The organism is Haloarcula sp. CBA1115 (genome assembly GCF_000827835.1).
Taxonomy (GTDB): Archaea; Halobacteriota; Halobacteria; order Halobacteriales; family Haloarculaceae; genus Haloarcula; species Haloarcula hispanica.
In genome coordinates this window covers 2663992-2685528 of record NZ_CP010529.1, presented here as the reverse complement: position 1 = coordinate 2685528, position 21537 = coordinate 2663992, and the positions used below count along the sequence as shown (strand labels likewise).

Annotated in this window: 19 protein-coding genes and 1 pseudogene; 9 read left to right on the top strand and 11 right to left on the bottom strand. The window is 64.3% G+C overall.

All coding sequences use genetic code 11. The features are described from left to right. Positions 1–26: 26 nt before the first annotated feature. From SG26_RS13485 to SG26_RS13475, 3 genes are read right to left on the bottom strand one after another with little or no spacing between them, the layout of a single operon-like run. Positions 27–1001, bottom strand: coding sequence for a metal ABC transporter permease (locus tag SG26_RS13485; protein WP_014040033.1), 975 nt, complete (start codon positions 999–1001; stop codon positions 27–29). After that, positions 998–1795, bottom strand: a complete 798-nt coding sequence (locus SG26_RS13480; RefSeq protein WP_050037823.1) for a metal ABC transporter ATP-binding protein — start codon at positions 1793–1795, stop codon at positions 998–1000. The genes SG26_RS13485 and SG26_RS13480 overlap by 4 nt, the downstream gene beginning before the upstream one ends. A gap of 8 nt (positions 1796–1803) precedes the next feature. Further along, positions 1804–2889, bottom strand: coding sequence for a metal ABC transporter substrate-binding protein (locus SG26_RS13475; protein ID WP_014040031.1), 1086 nt, complete (start codon positions 2887–2889; stop codon positions 1804–1806). 154 nt (positions 2890–3043) lie between these two features. Here SG26_RS13475 and SG26_RS13470 point away from each other — a divergent pair, with 154 nt between their 5' ends. The 3 genes from SG26_RS13470 to SG26_RS13460 all read left to right on the top strand — a co-directional run bounded on the left by SG26_RS13470 (position 3044) and on the right by SG26_RS13460 (position 8207). Then, positions 3044–3634, top strand: coding sequence for a winged helix-turn-helix transcriptional regulator (locus tag SG26_RS13470; RefSeq protein ID WP_014040030.1), 591 nt, complete (start codon positions 3044–3046; stop codon positions 3632–3634). 129 nt (positions 3635–3763) lie between these two features. Continuing rightward, the gene (locus tag SG26_RS13465; protein ID WP_050037822.1) at positions 3764–6400 is read left to right on the top strand and encodes a heavy metal translocating P-type ATPase; all 2637 of its coding nucleotides are present in this window, start codon (positions 3764–3766) and stop codon (positions 6398–6400) included. A gap of 52 nt (positions 6401–6452) precedes the next feature. Continuing rightward, positions 6453–8207: an AarF/ABC1/UbiB kinase family protein gene (locus SG26_RS13460; protein WP_050037821.1), complete on the top strand. Its 1755-nt coding sequence runs from the start codon at positions 6453–6455 to the stop codon at positions 8205–8207. Positions 8208–8237: 30 nt separating this feature from the next. Here the strand turns inward: SG26_RS13460 and SG26_RS13455 are convergent, their stop codons facing one another. After that, a complete protein-coding gene (locus tag SG26_RS13455) occupies positions 8238–9764 on the bottom strand; it encodes a cryptochrome/photolyase family protein (RefSeq protein WP_050037820.1) in 1527 nt (508 codons plus the stop codon). 170 nt (positions 9765–9934) lie between these two features. Here SG26_RS13455 and SG26_RS13450 point away from each other — a divergent pair. Continuing rightward, a pseudogene (locus SG26_RS13450) lies at positions 9935–10491 on the top strand (halocyanin domain-containing protein). 21 nt (positions 10492–10512) lie between these two features. Here SG26_RS13450 and SG26_RS13445 read toward each other — a convergent pair. Further along, positions 10513–10815 (bottom strand): hypothetical protein, encoded by a 303-nt coding sequence (locus SG26_RS13445; protein WP_014040025.1) that lies wholly within the window; start codon positions 10813–10815, stop codon positions 10513–10515. Next, positions 10812–11174, bottom strand: coding sequence for a helix-turn-helix domain-containing protein (locus SG26_RS13440; RefSeq protein WP_014040024.1), 363 nt, complete (start codon positions 11172–11174; stop codon positions 10812–10814). The genes SG26_RS13445 and SG26_RS13440 overlap by 4 nt, the downstream gene beginning before the upstream one ends. A 319-nt stretch (positions 11175–11493) precedes the next feature. Here SG26_RS13440 and SG26_RS13435 point away from each other — a divergent pair, with 319 nt between their 5' ends. Next, positions 11494–12318: a halocyanin domain-containing protein gene (locus SG26_RS13435; RefSeq protein WP_050037819.1), complete on the top strand. Its 825-nt coding sequence runs from the start codon at positions 11494–11496 to the stop codon at positions 12316–12318. Positions 12319–12342: 24 nt separating this feature from the next. Here SG26_RS13435 and SG26_RS13430 read toward each other — a convergent pair whose 3' ends face one another. Continuing rightward, the gene (locus tag SG26_RS13430; RefSeq protein WP_014040022.1) at positions 12343–13116 is read right to left on the bottom strand and encodes a fumarylacetoacetate hydrolase family protein; all 774 of its coding nucleotides are present in this window, start codon (positions 13114–13116) and stop codon (positions 12343–12345) included. A 163-nt stretch (positions 13117–13279) separates the two neighbouring features. Here SG26_RS13430 and SG26_RS13425 point away from each other — a divergent pair, with 163 nt between their 5' ends. From SG26_RS13425 to SG26_RS13410, 4 genes are read left to right on the top strand one after another with little or no spacing between them, the layout of a single operon-like run. Next, complete coding sequence (locus SG26_RS13425) at positions 13280–14014, top strand: prephenate dehydrogenase/arogenate dehydrogenase family protein (RefSeq protein ID WP_050037818.1); 735 nt, start codon at positions 13280–13282, stop codon at positions 14012–14014. Beyond that, complete coding sequence (locus SG26_RS13420; protein ID WP_050037817.1) at positions 14011–15495, top strand: small ribosomal subunit Rsm22 family protein; 1485 nt, start codon at positions 14011–14013, stop codon at positions 15493–15495. The genes SG26_RS13425 and SG26_RS13420 overlap by 4 nt, the downstream gene beginning before the upstream one ends. A gap of 36 nt (positions 15496–15531) precedes the next feature. Further along, a complete protein-coding gene (gene surE, locus SG26_RS13415; protein ID WP_014040019.1) occupies positions 15532–16341 on the top strand; it encodes a 5'/3'-nucleotidase SurE in 810 nt (269 codons plus the stop codon). Between the two features lie 6 nt (positions 16342–16347). Continuing rightward, positions 16348–17271, top strand: a complete 924-nt coding sequence (locus SG26_RS13410) for a DMT family transporter (RefSeq protein ID WP_014040018.1) — start codon at positions 16348–16350, stop codon at positions 17269–17271. Position 17272: 1 nt separating this feature from the next. On the opposite strand, the gene SG26_RS13405 is transcribed toward SG26_RS13410, so the two are convergent. From SG26_RS13405 to SG26_RS13390, 4 genes are all read right to left on the bottom strand, one after another. Next, positions 17273–18532 carry a serine-tRNA(Ala) deacylase AlaX gene (locus SG26_RS13405; protein ID WP_050037816.1) on the bottom strand — a complete coding sequence of 420 codons (1260 nt, stop codon included), beginning with the start codon at positions 18530–18532 and terminating at the stop codon, positions 17273–17275. Between the two features lie 508 nt (positions 18533–19040). Then, positions 19041–20615, bottom strand: a complete 1575-nt coding sequence (locus SG26_RS13400; RefSeq protein WP_050037815.1) for a methyl-accepting chemotaxis protein — start codon at positions 20613–20615, stop codon at positions 19041–19043. 2 nt (positions 20616–20617) lie between these two features. After that, the gene (locus SG26_RS13395; protein WP_050007372.1) at positions 20618–20899 is read right to left on the bottom strand and encodes a hypothetical protein; all 282 of its coding nucleotides are present in this window, start codon (positions 20897–20899) and stop codon (positions 20618–20620) included. Positions 20900–21124: 225 nt separating this feature from the next. Further along, positions 21125–21523, bottom strand: coding sequence for a hypothetical protein (locus tag SG26_RS13390; RefSeq protein ID WP_050038284.1), 399 nt, complete (start codon positions 21521–21523; stop codon positions 21125–21127). Between the last annotated feature and the right edge of the window lie 14 nt (positions 21524–21537).

The window sequence follows — 21537 nt, the reverse complement described above, 5'->3', positions numbered from 1 at the left end:
CGGTCGACCCCAGTAAAAGGCGTCGTTCAGTCGTGACTGATGCTGTCGAGTTCCCGCGTTTCATCGGGAGCGCCCGTCTGTCGGACTTTCCCGGCAAGGACCGAGAGGACGTAGATCCCCACGGCGACGAGAACGATGACGCCGCCGGCTGTCGCACCGGCGTAGTACGAGATACCGATACCGAGCAGGACGGCCAGTTCGGCCAGTACAATCGAGACCAGCAGTGATTCCGAGAAGCTCCGGGACACCTGTGTCGCGCCGGCGACCGGGACGACCAGCATGGCCGCGACGAGGATGACGCCCATTATCTGCATCGCGCCGACGACGACGAGCGCCGTCAGCATCACCATAATCCGGTTGTACCAGGCGACCGGGAGCCCGGCGACGGCGGCGGCGGTCTCGTCGAACGTGACGTACAGCAACTGATTGCGGGTGAGCGCGACCGTCCCGACGATGACGCTGAACAGCCCGAGCATGATGACCGCGTTCTCGGCGGACACCGTCGAGAGGTTGCCAAAGAGGTACTGATTGATACCGACAGCCAGTCCGCCAGCGTTGAGGCTGATGAGGACCGTCCCCAGCGCGAATCCCGTTGAGAGGACGATAGCCATCGAAACGTCGTTGTAGGCGTCGGTCGCTTCGGAGATGAGTTCGATGAGCAGCGCTGCGATGACGGCCACGACGACGGCGGTCAGATACGGCGAGACGCCCAGCTCGAAGACGCCGTTGAGAAACAGCCCGACGGCGACGCCGGCGAAGGCCGTGTGGGCGAGTGCGTCCCCGATGAGCGCGAGTTGGCGGTGGACGAGGAAGGTCCCGATGAGCGGCGCGATAACGCCGACGCACAGCCCGACGAGTATCGCCCGGTACATGAATGTGTACTCAGGGTTGATGAGTTCCAGTCCGGTCAGATGGTAGAGCTGTGTCAGGAGCCAGTACCACAGTTCGAGGATCGGGACGAACGCCTCGTAGACGCCGCCGGCGGCCAGCGCGAGCGTCATCCGTTGCCTCCAGTCAGCGACTGTGCACCCGTCCCGAAGGCTCTGGCCAGCGCCGCGCTGTCGGTGAATTCCGCCGACGGACCGTCGAAGTAGATTTCACCGTTCAGGCAGATGACGCGCTCCGCGTGTTCGGTGACGGCCTGCAGGTCGTGTTCGATGAGCAGGACGGTGATGCCGTCGTCGTGGAGCGATTCGAGCAGTCCGTAGAAGGCGTCGACCGATTCGGTGTCCACGCCGACGGTCGGTTCGTCCAGCACGAGCAGGTCGGCCTCACCAGCGAGTGCCCGGGCGATGAACGCCCGCTGGCGCTGCCCGCCGGAGAGCTGGGTGATTCGCCGGTCGGCGAACGCCGACATCCCGACTGTGTCGATGGCTCTGTGGACGATACGCCAATCGGCCGCGGAGAGACGGCCGAACCCGACGTGTGGGAACCGGCCCATCTTCACCACTTCGCGGACCGTTATCGGCATTTCCCGGCTCGTCCCAGCACGCTGTGCGACGTAGCCGACTCTGGCGCCGTCGTCGAACGCCGTTGCGTCGACGCCGAACAGCTCTGCAGTCCCGGCATCGGGCTCCAGCAGGCCGAGCAGCAACTGCATGAGCGTCGACTTGCCGGAGCCGTTCGGGCCGACCACGGCGACGTACTCCCCGGCGTCGATACTGACACTGATGTCTTCGACGACGGGCGTGGACGTGTACCCGAACGACACGTCCGCGAGTTCGACGACAGATGGCTGGCTCTCGCTCGATTCGGTCGGCGCTTCGTCGGCATCGTCTCTGTGTTGTGAACGCATTGTCGGTTTCATTCGAAGTTCCGCCAGGTCTCGCTCCAGCCGTCGGGACCAGCGTCTTCAGGTTCCTTGTTACCCAGAACGACCTCGAACGTCGGCATATTTATCCGATAGGCGATTTCCTCGTATCCCCAGTCGTTTTCGACCCACTCCTTGCGGACGCCAGCATACGGTGTCACCGGGTAGTAGGCTTTGACCGGTGTCTCGGCGATGAGCTGTTTTGCGGGCTTGCGCGTCTCGAAGACGCCGGCCCCGATGTACCGGATGTCGTTGTCCTCGATGACCGATTTCGCCTCGGTGATGTCCGAGGGCTTCACGTCACCGCTGGCCGCGAGGTTGACCACGAGCGGGCGCATCTTGACGCCGTAGCGCGAGCCGATGTACTGGAAGGCGTTGTGTGCCGCGAGCTGGACCACGTTCCTCTCGGCGCGGTCGAAAATCTCGGCGTAATCCGCGTCGATGCGGTCGAGGACCTCAGAGTTGTACGTCTCGGCGTTGTCCCGGAGCGTGTCTTCGGCGTCCGGGGCGAGCGCGACCAGCCCCTCGGTGATGTTGTCGACCGACTGTTTCGCGCGCCGCGGGTCGAGCCAGAAATGGGGGTCTCTGGCTCTATTCTGTCCGACGCCCTCTTCGTCGCGGTCGAGACTCGCCGCGAGCGATTCGAGTTCGATTCCCTCGCGGACGTTGATGAGTTCGGTATCGACGTTGTCGTCTTTGAGTGTCTGAATCGCGCGGTCCGCCCACGGCTGGAAGTCCGGGCCGACGTGGATGAACGCGTCCGCGTCGATGATATCTCGCGTGATGCCGGCGTCCGGTTCCCAGCCGTGGCCGTGCAGTCCGGTCGGAATGAGGTTCTCGACCGTTATCGGCGTCCCGCGTGCGATCTTACGGGCAAAGTCGTAGAAACTGAAGAAAGACGCCACCGCGACCGGTCCGTCCGCGCCACTGGTGCTGTCGCTGCTGTTCGATGCCGCTTCCGTCCCGCCACCGGTCAGACAGCCGGCAAAGCCGGACGCGAGGCTCCCCGCGCCGGCACTGAGTACCTGCCTGCGGGTGACGCTATACGGCTGGTCGCCACAGGGTTGGTTAGTTGCCATGTGTGGGTTGCTGTCGGAGAAGGATATAATAGTTTCTATCTAACTATAGAATTAGACGAATCTAATCGAGTGCACTGCTCCTGTCTGAAACGCGATCTTTGGCACAGGAACAAGCGGACACAACGCATAAACCGACGCTCCAAGTTGGTCCGATATGCCCGGACTCGACGATACTGACCACGAAATCCTCCGGTTGCTGCTCGAAGACGCGAGGCGACCATACAGCGACATCGCCGAACGAGTTGACCTCTCGGCCCCTGCAGTCTCCGACCGCGTCGACCGGCTCGTCGAAATGGGACTGATACAGGGGTTTACCGTCGATGTCGACCGCTCACTGTTACAGGCCGGCGTGCCGGTCCTGATCGAAGTAGACGCGAAGCCGGGTCGGGCCGCCGACATCGCTGCGGCGGTCAGCGACGCTGACACCGTCGAGCGTGTCTATCGGACCGCCGGCGGCCGGGTGGTGCTGGCGGCAACCGTCTCCCAGTCTGACGCAAGCGAACTCCTCGCCGAACACGTCGACCTCGGGGACGTGGACCGCTACGAGGTGCGGATGATCGCAGACAGCGAGTGGACCGTCGGACTGGGTACGGCAGAGTTCGCGCCCGACTGCGCGGAGTGTGGCAACTCCGTCGACGAGGAAGGCGAACAGCGCACGCTCGACGGGGAGCGGTACTACTTCTGCTGTGGGTCCTGTGCGGAACGGTTCGTCGACCAGTACGAGTCGCTGAAAGACAGGGTCTGAGCTGCGAGTGGTACTTCAGGATAGTATCTAAGCGGCTGTTTGAGTTTACTTCTGAATCTATTAGTCGAATCTGGCCTTCGGATCGAAGGCACAAACCGCATGAACATGAGGGGCGTATAGGAAGACAAGATGAGTGACCGAACCACCCGGCTCGAACTGACGGGAATGAGCTGTGCCAACTGCGCGGGCACGATTGAGGAGTCGGTGGGCGAGTTGGACGGGATTGCGTCCGTCGACGCGAACTACGCCACCGACGAGGGGAGCGTCGAGTACGACCCCGATGTGGTATCGCTAGCTGATATTGTCGCCGCCGTCCAGGACGCCGGCTACGGCGTCGCGACGGAGACGGTGACCGTCGGTATCACCGATATGTCGTGTGCGAACTGCGCGGACACCAACGAAGAGGCGCTGAAAGCGACTGCGGGCGTCATCGAAGCCAGCGTGAACTACGCCACCGACGAAGGTCAGGTCACCTACAACCCGGCCGACGTGTCGCGTTCGGACCTCTACGACGCCATCGAGTCCGCCGGCTACACGCCTGTCAGAGAGGGTAGCGGGAGTGAAAACGGCGGTGACGGCTCCGGCGGTGAGCAGTCCAGCGCTGACCGCCGCGCCGCCGCACGTAACGAGGAGACGCGAAGACAGCTCCGGCTCACGCTGTTCGGAGCGGTGCTGTCGGCCCCACTCCTGCTGTTCATGGCGGACCACCTGTTCTCGCTCGGCCTCGTCGACGAGACGGTTCTGGGGGTGCCACAGGGATGGGTTGCGTTCGCGCTCGCGACGCCGGTCCAGATTCTGCTGGGCAAGCCCTTCTACGAGAACTCCTACAAGGCGCTGGTCAACAACGGCCGGGCGAACATGGACGTGCTCATCGCCCTGGGTTCCTCGACGGCGTACGTCTACTCAGTGGCCGCGCTGGCGGACCTCATCGCGAGCACGGGGCTGTACTTCGACACGGCCGCGCTGATTCTCGTGTTCATCACGCTCGGGAACTACCTCGAAGCCCGCTCGAAGAGCCAGGCCGGGGCCGCCATCCAACAACTGCTCGAGATGGAGGCCGACACGGCGACGGTCGTCCGCGAGGACGGCAGCGAGGAAGAGATTCCCATCGACGAGGTGGGGGTCGGCGACCGGCTGAAAGTCCGCCCCGGGGAGAAGATTCCGACAGACGGCGTCGTGGTAGACGGCGACTCAGCGGTCGACGAGTCGATGGTGACCGGCGAGTCCGTTCCGGTCGAGAAAGGCGAGGGCGACGAGGTCATCGGCTCGACAGTGAACCAGAACGGCGTCCTCGAAGTCGAGGCGACGAAGGTCGGCTCGGAGACCGCCATCCAGCAGATCGCCGAGCGGGTCCGGCAGGCCCAGTCCCGCCAGCCCGACATCCAGAACGTCGCCGACCGCATCTCGGCGTACTTCGTCCCGGCAGTCATCGCCAACGCCGTCCTCTGGGCGGTGCTGTGGGCGGTCGCGCCGGAGACGCTGGCCGCCGTCGTCGACGCGCTCCCGCTGTGGGGACTGGCCGCGGGTGGCCCGGCCGGCGTCGGCGTGAGCGAGTTCGCCGTCGTCGTGTTCGCCTCCGCCGTGCTCATCGCCTGCCCCTGCGCGCTGGGGCTGGCGACGCCCGCTGCGACGATGGTCGGGACGGCAATCGGCGCACGCAACGGCGTTCTGTTCAAGGGCGGGGACGTGCTCGAACGCGTCCACGAGGTCGACACCGTCGTCTTCGACAAGACGGGGACGCTGACGAAAGGTGAGATGGAACTCACAGATGTCGAGGTCGTCGGTCCCGCTGCGGACGGCGGGGCGCTCAAGCCCGAGCGCGAACGGAGCGAGGAGTTCGTGCTCGAAGTCGCCGCAAGCGCCGAACACGCCAGCGAGCACCCGCTGGCCGAGGCCATCGTCGAGGGCGCACGGGAGCGCGGTGTCGAGGTCGAAGACCCCGACACGTTCGAGAACGTCCCCGGCCAGGGCGTGAAAGCGACGACGCGCCACGGTCGCGTCCTCGTCGGCAACCGGAAACTGCTGTCCGAGGCCGGCGTCGACACCGCCCCGGCAGAGGAGCGGATGGACGCGCTCGAACGCGAGGGTAAGACGGCGATGCTGGTCGCGCTGGCCGAAGATGCAGGCGGTGACGACACCGAGGGCGACAAGGACCCGGACTACCGGCTCCTGGGCATCGTCGCCGACGCCGACACAGTCAAAGAGTCCGCGAAGGCCGCCGTAAGCGGTTTGCGAGAGCGCGGACTTGGCGTCTGGCTCATCACCGGCGACAACGGGCGGACCGCGCGCGCCGTCGCCGAAGAAGTCGGTATCGACCCCGATAACGTGATGGCCGACGTGTTGCCCGAGGACAAGGCCGACGCCGTCGATGACCTCCAGAGCGACGGCGATCAGGCGATGATGGTCGGCGACGGCGTCAACGACGCGCCCGCGCTGGCGGCCGCGAGCGTCGGCTGTGCCATTGGTTCGGGGACCGACGTGGCAATCGAGGCCGGCGACGTGACGCTGCTCCGGGACGACCCCGCCGACGTGGTGAAGGCCATCCGGGTCTCTGAGGCCACGCTCGGGAAGATCAAGCAGAACCTCTTCTGGGCGCTCGGGTACAACACCGTGATGATTCCGCTTGCCTCGCTGGGACTGCTCCAGCCGGTGCTGGCCGCTGCCGCGATGGCCGCCTCGTCCGTGTCGGTGCTCGCAAACAGTCTCGCGTTCCGCCGGTACACGCCGGATTCGGAGTATCGCCTGCTCGGCTTCCTCCGTCGCTGAGCGGGACCCGTCTCCAGCAGACTCATCTGTCGCCGGGCCTCATCTACGAACAGTGACTGCTGAGGAGCGTGTCGCCGACGAACCGACGGGAGGGACAGTGTCACAGCCGGGCGGTGTCGGCGTCAGGCTCCGGGCGCTCTGGCGGGCGCTCGTCATCGTCTGGCAGTTCGTCCCGCTGCTTTGGCAGTGGGGGCGGGACCGCAAGCGGTTCCTCCTGTTCGGTCGGTCCCGGTCAGTGACCCCCGAGACACGGATGCGGCGCGCTCGTTACCTGAAAAACACATTCGTCGACCTCGGACCGGCGTTCATCAAGCTCGGGCAGATGCTGTCGACCCGGCCTGACGCCCTGCCGCGGGCGTACGTGGACGTGCTCTCGGAGCTACAGGATAACGTTCCACCGGACGCGTGGGCCACCATCGAGCCTGTCATCGAACGGGAACTGGGCGACGACATCGACGCGCTGTTCGAAGAGTTCGACACGACAGCCATTTCGGGAGCCTCGCTGGGCCAGGTGTACGAGGCACAGATCGGCGGCCAGCGGGTCGCCGTGAAAGTGCTTCGACCCAACATCAGAACGCGCGTCGAATCCGACCTGCGCGTGCTGTCGACGCTGCTGCCCGTGCTCACCTACGGCGCGGACCCGGGCCAGGCATTTACGCTGGAAAATCTCACCGAAGAGTTCGCAACGACGGTCCGCCGGGAGATGGACTACGGCCACGAGGCGCGAATGCTCCGTGAAATCGGCGACAACTTCGCAAACGACGACGACATCGCCATCCCGGACGTCGTCGGGAGCCACTCGACGGACCGCGTGCTGACGATGACGTACCTCGACGGCGTGAAAATCGACGACGTAGAGCGTCTGGACGAACTCGGCATCGACAGGCCGGCACTCGTCCGGCGGCTCGAAGAGGTGTACATCCAGATGATCGTCGAGGACGGCCTCTTCCACGCTGACCCCCATCCCGGCAATCTGGCAGTCCAGCCCGACGGGACGCTCGTCTTCTACGATTTCGGGATGACCGGCTACCTCGGTCCCCGGACACAGGACCAACTGCTGGATTTCTACGTCGGGCTGGCGACCGACGACGTGGACCGCGTGATGGACGCCTTCGTCGAGATGGGCGCGCTGGACCCGATGGCCGACCGCGAGGTGATGCGAGAGGCGTTCGACATCGTGATCGAGCAGTTCCGCGGCGAGGACATCAGCGAGTACCGAATCGAACAGTTAGTCGGCCAGTTCGAGACGCAACTGTACGAGTTCCCGATGCGCCTGCCACAGGACCTGGCGCTGGTGGTCCGGGTAACGACGGTCCTCGAAGGCGTCTGTCGGACGCTCGACCCCGAGTTCGACTTCATCGAGATCATCTCCGAGTACGTCATGGAGCAGGGCGCTGGGGACGATCTCCGGGAGCGGATCAAGACGGAAATCCAGGAGACGGTGACGGACTCGACCCGGTCGGCGGTGCGGACAGCGCCGAAGATGGAGAACGCACTCGATAGGGTCGAGCGCGAAGAACTGCTCGTCAAGACCGTCCTCGAAGACTCCGACGGACTGAGCCGGGTGCTCGCCAAGCGGCTCCTGCTCGGTATCGTCGCCAGCGCCGGCGTGCCGGTGAGTGCCTACCTCTACACCGTGAACGGGCTCCAGCCCGCCGGACTCGCGCTGGGCGGGAGCGCCGCGGTGCTTGGGATTCTCGCGTGGTCGTTCCGCCGACGCCGCGGATCGGCGCTGTCGTCGCCGCAGTTCACTCGTCACGAGATGCAACAGCGGCAGGCGGCCGATGCGGTGGAGGGAGAAGAGTAGCCGAGCGGCGCTCGCGGGGCACGGTCGCGCTCAGAGGTCGCCAGCGGCCGCCATTTCCCGAATCTCTGCGGCTCGCTCGCGTATCTCTGTGAGTTCCTCGTCGCTCTTGTTGTCGACGTGGCTGTACATCAGCCCCATTCGATGGTTGGACCGGAGTGTATCTTCGTTTCGGTCCAGGAAGTCCCAGTACAGCGCGTTGAACGGACAGGCACCCTCGCCGGTCGTCTTCGTCTTGTAGTACGGACAGCCCGAGCAGTAGTCGCTCATCTTGTCCACGTAGTTCGCCGACGAGGCGTAGGGTTTGGTGGCGAACACGCCCGCGCCGTATAGCCCCATCTCGACGACGTTCGGCGTCGTCACCCAGTGGAAGGCGTCGACGTAGCCGGCGTGGAACCAGCGGTTCAGTTGCGCCGGCTCGACGCCGTAAATGAGACCGAAGTTCGCGAGAATCATCAGCCGCTCGATGTGGTGTGAGTAGCCCCGCTTCCGGACGCCGTCGACCACGTCGGAGAGACATGCCATGTCGGTGTCGCCGTCCCAGTAGAAGTCCGGCAGGGCCTCGCTCGCGCCGAGCTGGTTCGCCGCGGCGAGGTCCGGCATCTCCCGGCGGTAGACGTGCCGGAGGAACTCGCGCCACCCGAGCACCTGCCGGACGAACCCCTCCACGCTGTGCAGCGGCGCGTCGCCGTCCTCGTAGGCAGCGATAGCGCGTTCAATGACCTCGTCAGGGCCGAGGAGTCCCAGATTGAGCGACGTGGAGAGCAGACTGTGGCTCATCGCCCACTCGTCCTCCAGCATCGCGTCCTGGTACGGCCCGAACTCCGGTAGTCGGCTCGTAACGAAGTGGTCCAGGGCGCGGACGGCCTGCCGCCGAGTGACGGGCCAACGGAACGGGTCGGGATCGGCCCAGTCACCGCCGTAGGGCTGCTCGTCGTAGCTCCCCTCGAACGTTTCCTCGACCCACTCGATGACGTCCCGGGTCACGTCGTCCGGCTCGAACAGCGGTGGCTCCGCCGGGGTCCACTCATCGGGTGGCGTCTCCCGGTTCTGGTCGTCGTAGTTCCACTCGCCGCCGACCGGGTCGCCGTCGGCCATCAGATAGTCCGTTTCTCGGCGCATGAACCGGTAGAAGTCCTCGTGGCGGTAGCGTCCGTCCCCAACCCACCCGTCGAACTGCGAAGGGGGGCAGAGGAAGCGTTCGTCGGGGACGAACTCGACCGCTCCGCCAGCGTCGGCAACCAGTGATTCGAGTCGCGCCTGCGCGGACTCGGTCTGTGGTCGGTGAGTTACGAGCGCGTCGTCCGGATTGGCCTCGAAATGTGCCGCCAGTCCGTCCTCGAAGGTCTCCGTCTGGCGGTACTGGACCGTCCGACCGGCGTCCCGGAGGTCGTCGCGAAAATGCCGCATTGCGCTGAACAGCAGAATCAGCTTGTGTGGGTGGTACGGCAGTTTGCGGGCGAACGACTGCGCCTCTATCAGGAGCACCGGCTCGTCGGGTCGGTTGTCGACGGGGCCGGACCGGCGGAGGAGGTGGTCGCCCCGGAGCCAGACGGTCATTTGTGAACGGACACTCCCATTGGCTGTACTGTGGGCCCGAGTCCGCATCAATCCCCGTCCGAACTGTGTTGGTATCGCCACACCGCAGGGCGGTACAAACCTCAATTATTGTTCCCGTCCAAACGACAGAAACGACTTCCTTATAAGTGCAGAGTCATAACTCTAGTTGCATGACAGACGACCTCGACAGGCGGACGTTCATCCGCACGACGGCAGCCGTATCAGGCGCTGGACTCCTTGCTGGCTGTGGCGGATCCGGCGGCGATGGTGGCAGCGGCGAAACGGAAGCCACCGAAGCAGAGGAGATGGCTACCACTGAAGCCGAGGAGATGGACACCGAGAGCAGCGGTGGGATGGAGACCGTCGAAGCATCGAGCGAAGTGGCGGACTACGTCGGTGAGTCGTCCAACTTCGACGGCAACACGGTCGTGATGACTGACCAGAACGAGGTCTCCGTTGCAGTCGGCGCCGAGGGGAACGGCGGCGCGTTCGCCTTCGATCCGCCCGCGATCAAAGTCTCGACCGGAACGACGGTCGTCTGGGAGTGGACCGGTGAAGGGCCGGCCACAACGTCAAGTCCGAAGGCGACGGCCCGCTCGACTCGGGCTCGGCTGTCTCAGAGGAAGGAACCACCTACGAGTACACGTTCGAGGAAACCGGCACCTACCTCTACAACTGTGTCCCGCACAAGGCGCTCGGGATGGTCGGCGCAGTCGTCGTCGAATAACCCATAGTTAGCGGCCAGTTTTTATCGCTTTACTAGCGCGGAGCGACTGGTGACGTACAGCGAGTACGCGATGACCGCGAAGCCGACCGCGGTGAGCGCGTTCTCGAAGATCAGTGCAGCGTTGGTACTCAGGCCGAACAGTTGGTCTGCGACGCCGGCGATGAGCGACCCAACGGTGATAGTCGCGAATCCGACGGCGAGATACGTGAGTCCGGTCGCCCTCGTTTTCAGTGCCGCGCGGGTTGCGAAGTAGGTGATGAGCCCGCCAAGCAACACTGTCACAGTCTTGAATCCGATGACGATGAGTGGGATATCTCCGTTCATAGTTCCTCGCTGACGCGCGACCACAGGAGTGCGAGCCGTTCGCTCGGCCGCTCCTCGGCCGGCAGAACGTCGATCTCGAACGCGCCGTCGGCATCGACGCCAACGAACACGCCGCCACAGTCCCGGACGTACGCCGTCGCGTGATGGCCGTCGGGGCGCACCTCCGTCTCCTCGGCGACCAGTTCGGCCTCGCTCAGCTGTTCGAGCTTCCGGTAGGTGCTTGTCTGGGGCAGATCACAGACCGAGGCGACCTCCTTGGCTGGCAGCGGCTCGTCGAGCACCCTGAGTATGTCGCGACAGTCAGGGTCGGCGAGGGCGTCGAACAGCGCCTGTGTCTCGCTCGCGTCGTTGTGTGCCACGGAGGGACCCTCTCAGGTGGACGGTCGGGGGTGGTTCTGCGGGCGGTTCGATTTCGATATGACGGGGCAGCGACGTGAAACCTGTGGGATACTGCGACTCCGGAGTCCTGCGATACTCCGGTAGCAGCTCCCACCCAGTGTCGGGAATATAAAGCACCCTCAGATAAAGGGCGACCGTTTGTTTCCAGAATCTGGAAAGGGCACACCCCATTTTCTATCATCCAATAACAACAACTAGCTTGCTATGCAACGACCCTCCACTCGCAGACAGTTTCTCGCAGGCACAGGATTGGCAGCCCTCGCCGTTACCGCCGGGTGCGTGTCCTCGGGGAGTAGCTCTGAGCCAGCGGCGGAAACCGGCACCGAGACCGCGACTGCAACCGAAACCGCTACAGCGACCGAAACTGCAACGCCTGAATCGACACCCGAGTCCCTCGACGACTGGCTCGACGACGCCAACAGCTACGACGGCGAGATCCGCAGATACGGACCGCAGTCCCGACCAACAATTATGCTTGGCGAGGAGACAGACGGTGGACTGGCGTTCAGCCCACCAGCCATCGAAGTTCCACCAATGACGAACGTTCGGTGGGACTGGACGGGACACGGCGGCCAGCAGAACGTCGTCGCGCTCGACGGCACCTTCGACAGCGGTCGGACGAACGCCCAGTCCGGGACGATGTATCACTACTTCTTCGAGGAGCCCGGCGAGTACCGCTACGTCTCCGAACCCCATCGCGACGATGGCATGAAAGGTGCGATTATTGTGAAAGAGCCACCGTCTTCAGGCAATGCAACTGTCGACGAGTGGCTCGCAGCCGCGAGTAACTTCGACGGCACCATTGCCGACCGCACCGACACAGACACTGCAACTGTTACGGCCGGTGTGGAAGGGAACGGTGGGGAGTTCGCGTTCGGCCCGCCTGCACTGAAGATCTCGACCGAGACGACCGTCCGCTGGGAGTGGACCGGCGAGGGAGGGCCACACAACATCGTCTCAAAAGGCGATGGCCCGCTCAACTCGGAACTCGTCGCCGAGGAAGGAAACACCTACGAGCACACCTTCGCGGAAACCGGGACCTACCTGTACTCCTGTAAACCGCATAAGGGCCTGGGGATGAGAGGCGCAGTCGTCGTGGAATAACTACCGAACTAGTGTGGCAGCCGCCTACGGAATCTTGACGCTGTGTTTGAGCGTGCCGATACCTTCGATTTCGACTTCGACTTCGTCGCCGTCCTCCATCGGTCCGACGCCTTCGGGCGTCCCCGTGGCGATGACGTCGCCGGGCTCTAGGGTCATGTACGACGTTATCTCCGCGATCAGTTCCGGGATTGAGAAGATGAGGTGCTCGCGGGAGGAGGACTGCTTCGTCTCGCCGTTCAGTCGGAGTTCAATGCTGGCGTCCTCCGGGACGTGTTCCGGCGTGGCCACAAGCGGGCCGATGGGACAGGCGTTGTCGAAGGCCTTCCCGCGGACCCAGTTCTGTTCCTGTCGCTGGTCGTCGCGGTTCGAGATATCGTTGACGCAGGTGTAGCCCGCGACGACGTCCATCGCGCCCGATTCACTGACGTTCCGGCACTGCTCGCCGATGACGACGCCGAGTTCGGCCTCGTAGTCGATGCGCTCTTTCCCCGAGGGCATCGTGAGGTGCTTGCCGTGGGACGCGACGGCGTTCGGGGCTTTGAGGAACAGCATCGGCCTGTCCGGGAGGTCCGAGTCCATCTCCTCGGCGTGGTCGGCGTAGTTGCGCCCGATACAGACGACTTTCGTCGGCTCACAGGGCGGGAGGATGTCTACCTCGTCGGGGTCGTAGGACTCGTCGCCAAAGGCGATACGGCCGTACGGTCCGGCGGCGGCGGTGACGACGGGGTCGCCGTCCTCGACGGTCCAGCGGCCTCCCCGGACGTTCCCCGCGGTATCACGGAATCGAACGCGCTTCATGTCACCGTTCTCTCAGGGCCGACAGATAAGCGTTTAGGAGGGGGAAACCGGACCACAGCGGGCTGTTCGACGGCTGTCTACCCGGCCATCGTCACCTGCGGAGTCGCGGTGAGTGGGAGTGTGACCGAACGGCTTTTGAGACGGGACGGGCTACGCTGGGCCGATGAACGTCCTCGTCGTTGGCGCCGGCGCGATGGGCCAGTGGTTCGCGCGCACGGTCCGGACCCACGCCGACGCGTCCGTCGCCTTCACCGACCTCGACCAGTCGGCCGCCGAAGCCGCTGCCGACGCGGTCGGCGGGCGCGCTGTCGCCAGCGACGCGGCCGAGACTTTCGACGTCGTCTGTATCGCGGTGCCGATGCCCGTCGCCGAGACGGCCATTCACGAGTTCGCGCCGCTGGCTACGGGTGCAATCGTCGATGTGACTGGGAGCATGGCCGGCCCCGTCGCAGCGATGCAGGACGCGATGCCTGACGGCCAGCGACTGAGTCTCCACCCGCTGTTCGCCCCCGAGAACGCGCCCGGCAACGTCGCCGTCGTCAACGACGCGTCAGGTCCCGATGCTGCTGCCGTCGTCGACGCACTCGCCGAGGCCGGCAACAACTGCTTCGAGACGACAGCGACGGAACACGACGAAGCCATGGAAACAGTCCAGGCCAGTGCCCACGCGGCCGTGCTCGCGTTCGCGATGGCCGCCGCCGACGTGCCCGACCGGTTTCAGACGCCGATTTCGGCTGGCCTGTTCGACCTCGTCGAGCAGGTCACCGGCGGCGACCCGCGGGTGTACGCCGACATCCAGGACGCCTTCGACGGCGCGGACGCGGTCGCCGACGCCGCCCGACAGATCGCCGATGCCGACGCGGACACCTTCGAACGGCTCTACGAGCAACTTTCATGAACCAGGAAACACGCCAGCAGATACGCGAAAACGCCCAGTACCTCCGCAACGTCCGACCGCTGGACCCCGAGGAGCTACACGAGTACGTCGAGGGCCAGCCCCACCCCGCCGTCGTCAAGCAGGTGCTTCGGGAGGAGGCGTTCGATTTGGGCATCGTCGAACAGGACGACGGGACCTTCGCTCCGGCACCTGAGGGTCGTCTTTCGGTAGATTTCGACGGTGTCGAGCGGTTCCCCGACCGCTACGAACAGCAGGTCATCGACCTGTTGACAGAGTGGGGCGGACTGGAGTGGCACAGCGGCGACAGCGGTGACGAACTCCGTGAGCGCATCCGCGACATCAAGGAGCGGTATCTCCAGGGCCAGGCCGTCGAGTACGACGAACTGACGGCGCTTGGCTACGCCGTCTATCACTTGCCCGACTACTACGCTGTGGCCAAGTACGTCCTTGCGGACCTCGCCGCCGACGGCCTGCTCCCGTCACAGCTCCGAGTTCTGGATGTCGGGGCCGGTGTCGGCGGCCCGGCGCTCGCCCTGCGCGACCTGCTTCCGGACGACGCGCTGCTCGACTACCACGCGGTCGAACCGAGCGCCGCCGCGGACGTGCTGGAGAGCCTACTGGAAGACAGCGGTCAGAACGTCCGCTGGGAGATTCACCGGGCGGTCGCCGAGGAGTTCGATCCGTCGTCGCCGGTTCCCGGCGACGACAGCGGTGGGGCTGGTGGCGATGACAGCGGCGGCGATAGCGATGGCGGCGACAACAACGCCGAGGGCTACGACCTCATCATCTTCGGCAACGTCCTCAGCGAACTCGACGACGCGGCGGCGACCCTCTACCGGTACGTCGAGGCGCTTGCCGACGACGGAACGTTGCTGGCGCTGGCCCCGGCTGACCGGAACACGGCCATACAGCTCCGCCAGGTCGAGCGCGAGGTGGCCGACGGCGGCCCGGCGACGGTGTACGGGCCGACGGTGCGGCTCTGGCCCCACCAGTCCCCCGACAGCGAATCGTGGTCGTTCGACCGCAAGCCCGACATCGAAGTGCCGACGATGCAACAGCGCCTCGACGACCCGGCGGGCGGAACGGGCGAGTTCGTCAATACGGACGTGCAGTTCGCCTACAGCGTCCTCCGGACCGACGGCAAGCGAAAGCACGACGTGACGCCGGACCGGGGCATCCACGCGCCGATGGCCGACGCCGAGAACTACGTCACCGACCGGGTGAACTTCCTCGGCGTCAAGCTCAGCCACGACCTCGCCGAACGGGAGGGGGCCAACCCGCTGTACCTGCTGGGCGACGGGAGCCAGCAGGTCGACCACTTCGCCGTGCTCACGGAGGCGTCGATACTGAACGAGGACCTCCGGAAAGCCGACTACGGCGACCTGCTGTCCTTCGAGAACGCGCTGGTGCTCTGGAACGACGACGAGGAGGCCTACAACGTCGTCGTCGACGGCGAGACGGTCGTCGACCGTGCCCGCTAGCGGTGGGCTTTTCTCGCAGACGGCCCGACAGAGCGTATGGACGAGCCGACGATTCTGCTGACGAACGACGACGGCATCGAGAGCGCCGGCCTCCGGGCGGTGTACGACGGTCTCTCGACAGTCGGCGACGTGACTGCGGTCGCCCCGGCGGAGGACCAGAGCGCGGTCGGCCGAGCTATTTCCCACGAAGTGACCGTCCACGAGCACGAGCTCGGCTACGCCGTCGAGGGAACGCCCTCGGACTGCGTCGTGGCGGGGCTCGAAGCGCTCGTCACCGACACCGACCTCGTGGTCGCGGGCTGTAACCGCGGGGCGAACCTCGGGGCGTACGTCCTCGGCCGCTCGGGGACCGTCAGCGCCGCCGTCGAAGCCACCTTCTTCGACGTGCCGGCGATGGCCGTCTCGATGTACATTCCGGTCCGCGAGGACGCTGCTTTCGCGGACATCGAGGCCAACGGCGACAGCTACGGCGAGGCCGCCAGGGCGACGACCTACCTCGCCGACCACGCCGTCGACGCCGGCGTGTTCGAGCAGTGTGACTACCTGAACATCAACGCCCCCGTTGCCGAGTGGGGCGACGCACAGATGACGGTCACGCGACCCTCGCACGAGTACGAGATGGACGCCGTCCAGGAAGGCGACGCCGTGACGCTCCACGACCGCATCTGGGAGCACATGGCTGAGGGCGACATTCCCGACCCCGAGGGGACCGACCGCCGTGCCGTCGTCGACGGGAAGGTCAGTGTCTCGCCGCTGACCGCGCCACACACCACGGAGCACCACGAAGCCCTCGACGCCATCGCAGAGACGTACGAGCCGGGCGACGGCGGCGAGGCGGCCGACTGACCGGAAATGCGGTTCCGCAACGCCATCCTCTTCGTCGCGCTCGCCGTCGCCTGGGGCAGCGCCTTCACTGCTATCAAAGCCGGGCTGGAGTACTTCCCGCCGGTCCTGTTTGCGGCGTTCCGGTACGACCTCGCCGGGCTGTTGATGCTCGGCTACGCGGTGTACGCTACCGACCAGTGGCTCCCGAAGAGTCGGACCGACTGGATCGTTGTGGGTATCGGCGGCTCACTCCTGATCGCCGCGTACCACATCTTCCTGTTCGTCGGCGAGCAGGGTACCACCAGCGCCGCCGCCGCTATCGTCGTCAGCCTCTCGCCGATTCTCACGACTGGGTTCGCCCGCGCGTTCCTCCCGGACGAACGGCTCACGGCGCTGGGTATCGTCGGCCTGCTCATCGGGTTCGTCGGTGTCGGTGTTCTCAGCAACCCCGACCCGGGGAACCTCCTCGACCCGCGAACCGTGTCGCTGTTCCTGGTGTTCCTCGCGACCACGTCGTTCGCCCTCGGGAGCGTGCTGACCCGGCGGTTCGACGACGATTTAGAGATCGAGACGATGGAGGCGTGGTCGATGCTCCTCGGTGCGGTGCTTATGCACGGCGTCAGCCTCGGGGCCTCCGAGTCGATAGCTGACGTCCAGTGGACTGCTGAAGCCGTGCTGGCCCTGCTGTATCTGGTCATCGTCGCCAGCGCGCTTGGCTTCCTCATCTACTTCGACCTGCTGGAGCGACTCGGGCCCATCGAGATCAACCTCGTCTCCTACGCCGCGCCAGTCGTCGCCGCCGCCACTGGGCTGCTGTTCCTCGGTGAGACACCGACAGTCTACACGGGTGTCGGATTCGCCTGTATCCTCGTCGGGTTCGCGCTGTTGAAACGGGATGCGCTGCGAAACGAGGTCGCCCGGTTCAGCGGGACGCCGAACCGAGGCGATTGAGTCAGTCGCCGTGGTCTGGCGCCGCTGACACGTCCCGGAGGAACGCGACGATATCGTCCCCCTCAGCATCGAGTCCCCCGCCCTGTGCCACCGTCGGCCGCCCGCCGCCACCGCCACCGAACTCCGACGTCACTCGGTCGACCACCGCGCCGGCATCGACGCCGCCTGTCGTCGCGACACCCAGATACTGGCCGTCGGCGTCCACTAGCGCGGCCACGTCGACCTCATCACCGACGGCTTGCTCCGCTCGGTCGGCCAGTCCGTTCGCGTCGAGACCCGTGACTGTGCCGACGAGCCACTTCTGCCCGTCCGCTTCGATAGCGTCCTGGCGCAGGTCAGCGAGACGAGAATCGACGAGACGCTCTCGAAGGGCCGACACCGTGTCCCGGAGGTCGTCGCGCTCTGACTGGAGGCTATCGACAGCATCCGGGAGTTCGGCAACGTTCGTATCCAGCGACTGGGCGGCAGCCATCGCCCGCTCGTGTTCGGTCGCCCGCTGACGGATTGCTCGCGGCCCGACGGCGAACTCGACACGAGTCAGCCCCTCGCCGGGATTGGATCGACCGAGCACCGTCACCGGTCCGATCTCTCGCGTGTTCCCGACGTGTGTCCCACCGCAGGCCGCCACGTCCCAGTCTTCGATGGTGACGACCCGGACTGTCTCGCCCTCGATTCCCTCTTCGGTCTTCGTATTGAACGCGATATCGTCGCGGTCCAGTGCCTCGTCACGCGGGATTTCTTCCCAGGTCACGTCGTAGGACTCCCAGACGGCGCGGTTAGTCAGCCGTTCGAGTTCGGTGAGCGTTTCGTCGTCGATTTCGGTCGTCGTTTCGAAATCTACCCGCACCTTTCCGGTGATAGCCGGCTCAAAGTCGTCGTCACCGGCGTCTTCCGGGACCGTCGCGCTGATGTCGAAGCCGCCGTAGCCGAGGTCCGACAGCAGCCGGCGACCAGCGCCGTAGAGGACGTGGCTGGCCGTGTGGGCACGCATACAGTACGTCCGAAACGCCGTGTCGATCTGGCCTTCGACCGTCTCGCCCGGGTCGAACGCCGGCGGCTCGGCCAGTTCGTGGACGATATCGCCGTTCCGGTGCTGGACGTCGACGACTTCAACGCCACCGAGAGTTCCCCGATCCGCCGGCTGGCCGCCGCCTTCGGCGTAGAAGTACGTCTCCGTTAGCACGACAGCGGTCGTATCGATACGTTCGACAGTCGACGTGAACGTCGTCACAGTGGGCTCGGCTGCGGCTGTTCCCGTCATCGGGCGTGGCTACGTCGGCGCGAACAAAAACATCTGGGCGTGCCCCGGACGGACGAGTGTCCGGGACCATCCGGTCGACAGTAGCGCGGTTTTCGTGCGTGCCGGGGTAGTGTGGCCCAATCACTGCTCTGGCTGTTCGCAGTCGTGCTGTTCCCGACGCTTCTGTACGCAGCCGGTAAGCGGGACCGGCGTGAGCTAACCTGCGCGTAACTGGGGGAGTGGACAGGCTGAACGGTGGGACAGCGGCGTCTGACGCTCGGCAGACGGGCCATCAGGATCGGCGTCACGTCCTGCGGTTTTCACTTTCACCGTGAATTACCCGATTATATAGGGCCTGGCTCCCTGTCTGGCAATATGATCGAGCGATTACGCCGGGTCGTGGGGACTCGACAGCGGTCACATCTGGAGTGTCGACGCTGTGGAACCACCATCGAAACGGATAGCTCGACCTGCCCGGCCTGTGGCTCCGGCAACATCGCGCAGTACGATCTATAGGGTTGCGTCCCAGCTAGTCCGTCGTAGCTTCCGCACTCACAGCCCTTGACTGGGCCTGTTGTTCCTGTACGTCGAATTGAGCGACGAGCGAGAGCAGTCGCTCTGCACTGTCTGACAGCGAGTCGGCACTGGTCGCGATCTCCTGAATCGTCGCGGTCTGTTCCTCCGTAGCCGCGGACACTTCCTGTGCCTGCTCGGCTGTCCGGTCGCTGATCGATGTCACCTCGTCCAGCATCGTGACGACCTTCTGTCCGGAATCAGCCTGTTGATCGGTGGCTTGGCTGATCGACTGGATTGAACTGTTCGCCTCCTCGACTTCGGTGACGATTCGGTTCAGTGCGGTAGCTGTCTCGTCAATCGTCTCCCGAGTTTCCTCGACCTCCGACTGCGTGTCGTAGATGTCGTTGGCGACACTCTCTGTCGAGTCCTCGATTCTCTCAATGAGCGTCTCGACTTCCTGGGTCGCGTCAGCAGTCTCGCCGGCCAGCGATTTGATTTCGGATGCGACAACGGCAAATCCTTCACCCGCTTCGCCGGCGCGCGCGGCCTCAATTGACGCATTGAGCGCGAGCATGTTCGTCTGTTCCGCGATATCGTTTATTAGGTTCACAACCTCCTCGATTCGCTCGACAGCGTTTTCGAGGTCTGTTACTTCTGAGACGGTTTCATCAGTCCGGGTTTCAAGCGTGGCCATCTTCTCGACGGCTGTCGCGGCCGCTTCTTCGCCCTCCTGCCCCAGTTCTGCGGCCTGCTGCGACTGGGTGGCGACTTCCTCCGACGAAGAGGCTATCTCCTCGATCGTCGCGGATAGGTCGCTCATCTCGCTGCTCGCTTCGTTGAGTTTCTCGTTCTGTGTTTCCGTTCCGGCGGAAATCTCCTCAGTGCTCTCAGCGACCTCCGAACTGGCGGACCGAATATCCGAAGCGCCGCCTGTGACTTCTGTGCTTTCCGTGTCAACCTGCCGTGCGAACGATTGGATCTCGGCGATGACGGTCTGGAGTTCGTCCATCATCGCGTTGAACCCCGTCCCGATGCGCGACATCGCATCGTTCCGACTGTCCGCGTCGACCCGGACCGTGAGGTCGCCGGCCGCCGCCCGTTCCATCGCCTGACCGTATGATTCGGCGGTCGCTTCCAGATCTGCGGTCAAATCCTCAAGTTCCGCCTCGCGCTCCTCAATTTCTGCGCGCGCTTCTTCCGATTCACGCTGTGCCTCTTTGGCTTGCTTGCGTTGCTTCGTCGCCTTCTCTTTCGCCTGCTCCGCTTCCTGTCGCTTCGTCTCGGCCTCGTCGACCAGCTCCTGCATCTCTGTGACCAGCGAGAGGGTGGCCGTGCCCCCGATGGCGAAGACGGCAACAGTCGATGTCATAAGCGGGCCTGTGGCCAGGTTGAACACTTCCTCGTAGATCCCGGCCTTCTCGAACATGAGGCTGACCGTCCAGACGGCACCAAGCGTCGATGCAAAGCTGAACGTCAGCCAGAAGGCCGACTCGGCCTCAGTGTCTCGATAATTGAGCCATCCGAGCGCTGTCGCAGCGAGAAAGCCGAGCGCGCCCAAACCGTCGAATAGAGGTGCAATCCCGACCATTGTTATCCCTTAGTCTTGATCCGGTTTTCCCGACGGAGATAGGCGGCCAGAGAGAAAGTAAGACCGGCCACACCGATACCGACGCCGTGCTCAACGAAGTTTAGCACATCGCCGAGAACAACCGCTTCGAGGTTCGTTGCGACCATGCCAACCACAAGAAGAACGTACCCAACAGTGAACCACCGGGTCTCCTCGCGATACTGTGAGAGAACGGGTATTAAGCCGATTACTGCGACGAGCAGACCAACAACCTCCAGTGTTCCGAATGGGCCAATGCCAACCATGGCTGGAACAAGTTTTCACGTTTAAAAAAGGTTCTCGGCCCTGGCATCAGAATCGATAATAATACCAGTTTTAACATTATATACCAATATTTACCCGTCGATAGTTACGACAACCACAGTACTCCTGCGCGTGCAGAAAACACGTCACTGCTGTGCTGTGTAAAGCGAATATGAAAGCGTTACAACGAGAGAGATGCTGAATCAAAAAGAAGGGCTGTCCTCGGGTTACTGTTCGACGCCTATCCAAGTATCGGACGTTATTTTCGCCGCAGAGTTGTCCGGATGTGTCATAGTGAGTTGGTCTCCAGATTCGACTGCGATGAGGTCGACAGTGTTGGTTTCCGTGTGATTTCGGGTCGGATACGTAAACGGTCGTGACCGCGTCGGAAGGTCGCTGATCGACGGACACTCCGGCGGCGTAACGACGTCGTCAGCGAACCCATCGGTGTGAATCGTCGACTGTGGCTTGTCTCGACCACGTCTATCAAGCCACTCAGAACATTTCTCCCCAAACGAAATGGTCTCAATGGCTGAGCGCACGCGGTACCTGACCCGGTCCAAAAGCGAGGGTGGCGGCACGTCGCCGTCGTCCGTCCTGGCCCGGGCACCCCGTGGCTCATCCATGGGTGTGAGACTCA

Bases quoted from the DNA above. Each gene is read 5' to 3' on its own strand.
- SG26_RS13485 (WP_014040033.1), bottom strand. From the start codon at position 1,001: ATGACGCTCGCGCTGGCCGCCGGCGGCGTCTACGAGGCGTTCGTCCCG.
- SG26_RS13480 (WP_050037823.1), bottom strand. From the start codon at position 1,795: ATGCGTTCACAACACAGAGACGATGCCGACGAAGCGCCGACCGAATCG.
- SG26_RS13475 (WP_014040031.1), bottom strand. From the start codon at position 2,889: ATGGCAACTAACCAACCCTGTGGCGACCAGCCGTATAGCGTCACCCGC.
- SG26_RS13470 (WP_014040030.1), top strand. From the start codon at position 3,044: ATGCCCGGACTCGACGATACTGACCACGAAATCCTCCGGTTGCTGCTC.
- SG26_RS13465 (WP_050037822.1), top strand. From the start codon at position 3,764: ATGAGTGACCGAACCACCCGGCTCGAACTGACGGGAATGAGCTGTGCC.
- SG26_RS13455 (WP_050037820.1), bottom strand. From the start codon at position 9,764: ATGACCGTCTGGCTCCGGGGCGACCACCTCCTCCGCCGGTCCGGCCCC.
- SG26_RS13445 (WP_014040025.1), bottom strand. From the start codon at position 10,815: ATGAACGGAGATATCCCACTCATCGTCATCGGATTCAAGACTGTGACA.
- SG26_RS13430 (WP_014040022.1), bottom strand. From the start codon at position 13,116: ATGAAGCGCGTTCGATTCCGTGATACCGCGGGGAACGTCCGGGGAGGC.
- SG26_RS13425 (WP_050037818.1), top strand. From the start codon at position 13,280: ATGAACGTCCTCGTCGTTGGCGCCGGCGCGATGGGCCAGTGGTTCGCG.
- SG26_RS13420 (WP_050037817.1), top strand. From the start codon at position 14,011: ATGAACCAGGAAACACGCCAGCAGATACGCGAAAACGCCCAGTACCTC.
- surE (WP_014040019.1), top strand. From the start codon at position 15,532: ATGGACGAGCCGACGATTCTGCTGACGAACGACGACGGCATCGAGAGC.
- SG26_RS13410 (WP_014040018.1), top strand. From the start codon at position 16,348: ATGCGGTTCCGCAACGCCATCCTCTTCGTCGCGCTCGCCGTCGCCTGG.
- SG26_RS13405 (WP_050037816.1), bottom strand. From the start codon at position 18,532: ATGACGGGAACAGCCGCAGCCGAGCCCACTGTGACGACGTTCACGTCG.
- SG26_RS13400 (WP_050037815.1), bottom strand. From the start codon at position 20,615: ATGGTCGGGATTGCACCTCTATTCGACGGTTTGGGCGCGCTCGGCTTT.
- SG26_RS13395 (WP_050007372.1), bottom strand. From the start codon at position 20,899: ATGGTTGGCATTGGCCCATTCGGAACACTGGAGGTTGTTGGTCTGCTC.
- SG26_RS13390 (WP_050038284.1), bottom strand. From the start codon at position 21,523: ATGGATGAGCCACGGGGTGCCCGGGCCAGGACGGACGACGGCGACGTG.